At 73.1% G+C, this 2,444-nt stretch carries 2 protein-coding genes; both read right to left on the reverse strand.

Annotated elements, in window-relative coordinates:
* Positions 1 to 113: 113 nt before the first annotated feature.
* On the reverse strand, positions 114 to 848 hold the full coding sequence (locus tag G6045_RS40280; RefSeq protein ID WP_165337208.1) for an ABC transporter ATP-binding protein: 735 nt from the start codon (positions 846 to 848) through the stop codon (positions 114 to 116).
* Positions 849 to 923: 75 nt separating this feature from the next.
* Positions 924 to 1,943: an ABC transporter ATP-binding protein gene (locus G6045_RS40285; RefSeq protein WP_165337209.1), complete on the reverse strand. Its 1,020-nt coding sequence runs from the start codon at positions 1,941 to 1,943 to the stop codon at positions 924 to 926.
* Between the last annotated feature and the right edge of the window lie 501 nt (positions 1,944 to 2,444).

Genomic DNA, 2,444 nt, shown 5'->3' on the forward strand with positions numbered 1-2,444 from the left:
CTTTGACGGGATTCTGATGGGGCGGGCCCGTGCGCGGCTGGTCGGGCCGTACGCGACGGGCGGGGGTCGACGCGCTGGCCAGGGCTCGGTCGGCCTTGGTCAGGTGCCTGTGGTCAGTCGCCCTCGACGATCTCGCCGTCGCTCAGCTCGAGGACCCGGTCCGCGAGGTCCAGCATCGCCGCGTCGTGGGTGGCGACCAGGGCGGTGACCCCTTCGCTGCGGACGACCGCGCGAAGGAGTTCCATGACCGCGTGCCCGGTCTCGGCGTCGAGCTGGCCGGTGGGTTCGTCGCAGATGAGCAAGGCCGGCCGGTTGGCGAGCGCGCGGGCGATGGCCACGCGCTGCTGCTGGCCGCCGGACAGCTCGCCGGGGCGCTGCTTGCCGTGCTCGGCGAGGCCGACCAGGGAGAGCAGCAGCTCGACCCGCTCCTCGCGCTCGGTGGGGTCGGCCTTGCGCAGCCGCAGCGGTACGCCGACGTTCTCGGCCGCGGACAGGATCGGGATCAGGCCGAAGGACTGGAACACGAAACCGATCCGGTCCCGGCGCAGCGCGAGCCGTCCGTTCTCACCGAGGGAGCCGATGTCGAGGCCGTCGACGGTGATCGTGCCGCCGTCGGGTGCGTCGAGGCCTCCGACCAGGTTGAGCAGCGTGGTCTTGCCGGAGCCCGAACGTCCCTTGAGGGCGACGAGTTCGCCGCGCGGCACGCTGAACGACACCCCGCGCAGTGCGTGCACGGCCGCTGCCCCGCTGCCGTACGAACGGTGCACCCCGTCCACGACGACCATCGGGGCACCGTCACCGGCCCCGGCCGCCATCGTCTCCGTGGCGCCGCTCGCGCTCTGTGTCATGCCCAACCCCCCGTACGCTCCTGTGTTCCGCGCCAGTATTCGTCACCGCCGTGCGGGCGGGCAATGGACGAGGTGCTATTCCTCCACGGGATCCGGCGTGGCGGGCCGGTCCGGTGTGGGGGCGGCGGGCCGGTCCGATGTCCGGGTGGTGGGCCGGTCCGCCGCCCAGACGCCGACGTGGTCGCTCTCGCCGGTCAGCCGGACCCGTCCTTGCAACCCGTACCGCTCGACGTACTCGCGTGGCAGCTGGAGCCGACCGGCGCGGTCGAGGACCGTGAACTCCTCGGCGAACTCCCGCTCCCCTCCCCGCAGCGTCTCCGTCGAGGTGCGCCCGTCGCGGATCCGTACCGTGCGGCGTACCTGCTCGGAGACCTGCGGGTCGTGCGTGACGACGAGAACCGTCGCGCCCAGTTCCTCGTTGGCGCGGCGCAGTGCGGCGAAGACGTCCTCGCCGCTCGCGGTGTCGAGTTCGCCGGTCGGTTCGTCGGCGAGCAGCACCCGGGGCGCGTTGGCGGTGGCGACCGCCACGGCGACCCGCTGCTGCTCACCGCCGGACATCTCGGATGGCCGGCGGTCGCGGCAGTACGCGAGCCCGAGGGTGCCGAGGAGTTCGGCCGCGCGCTCCTGCCGCTTGCGGCGTGGCACCCGGGCGTACTTCATGGGCAGCGCGACGTTCTCCTGGGCGGTGAGGTACGGGAGCAGGTTGCGGCCTGTCTGCTGCCAGACGAAGCCGACGGTGGCACGGCGGTAGCCGAGCCGTTCCCGCCGCCGCATGGCGAGCAGATCGTGCCCGGCCACGCGGGCTCGTCCCGCGGTGGGCAGGTCGAGGCCGGACAGGATGGACAGGAGCGTCGACTTCCCGGAGCCGGACGCGCCCACGAGGGCCACGCACTCGCCTTCGGCGACGGTCAGGTCGAGCCCTTGGAGGGCCTGCACCTCGACCTCTTCGGTGCGGTAGACGCGGACGAGGTTGTCGCAGACGATCACGCCGTCCTCGGGGCCGCGCGCGGGTGCGCGGCGCGCGCGTGCCTCCAGGTCGGCGAGCAGGGGAACGCTCGACTCCCGGTCGGTACCCGCCTGTTCAGGTCGGCTCATGACTCCTCCGTCCGGTGGGGGTGGGATCGACCCATTGGGCGTCGATTCGTGGTCGCGCCGCCGTCGGGGTGCGGCTGCTGTCGCGTCGTTCCGCGACCGATGTTGCGTCGGGCTGCGGTTGTCGGGCCGTCGGTACGGGGGGCGCTCCGGGGGCGATACGCCGCCCTTTCGCGGTCGGTACGCCGCCGATTCGCGGTGGGGACGCGACCGTCCCATCGTCGATACGCGGCCGTCCCGGCGACGATACGGTGCCGTTTCGTGGTCGGTGCGCGGCCGTTCTGTCGTCGGTACGCAGCTGTCCCGGGGACGGCGACACGGCGCCAACTCGAGGTCGGCACGCGGACGTTCCACCGTCGATACGCCGCCGCCCCAGGGGGATACGCAGCCACCCCACGCCGACACGGGCCCGTGCCCTCGTCGGTACGCCCCCGTTTCGCCGTCGGTACGCCATCGTCCCCGCGCCGTTCCGGCACCGTCCCAGCCCACCTCACTCATCCCCCC

It is taken from the genome of Streptomyces mesophilus, assembly GCF_011044995.1.
In the GTDB taxonomy this organism is placed as follows: domain Bacteria; phylum Actinomycetota; class Actinomycetes; order Streptomycetales; family Streptomycetaceae; genus Streptomyces; species Streptomyces mesophilus.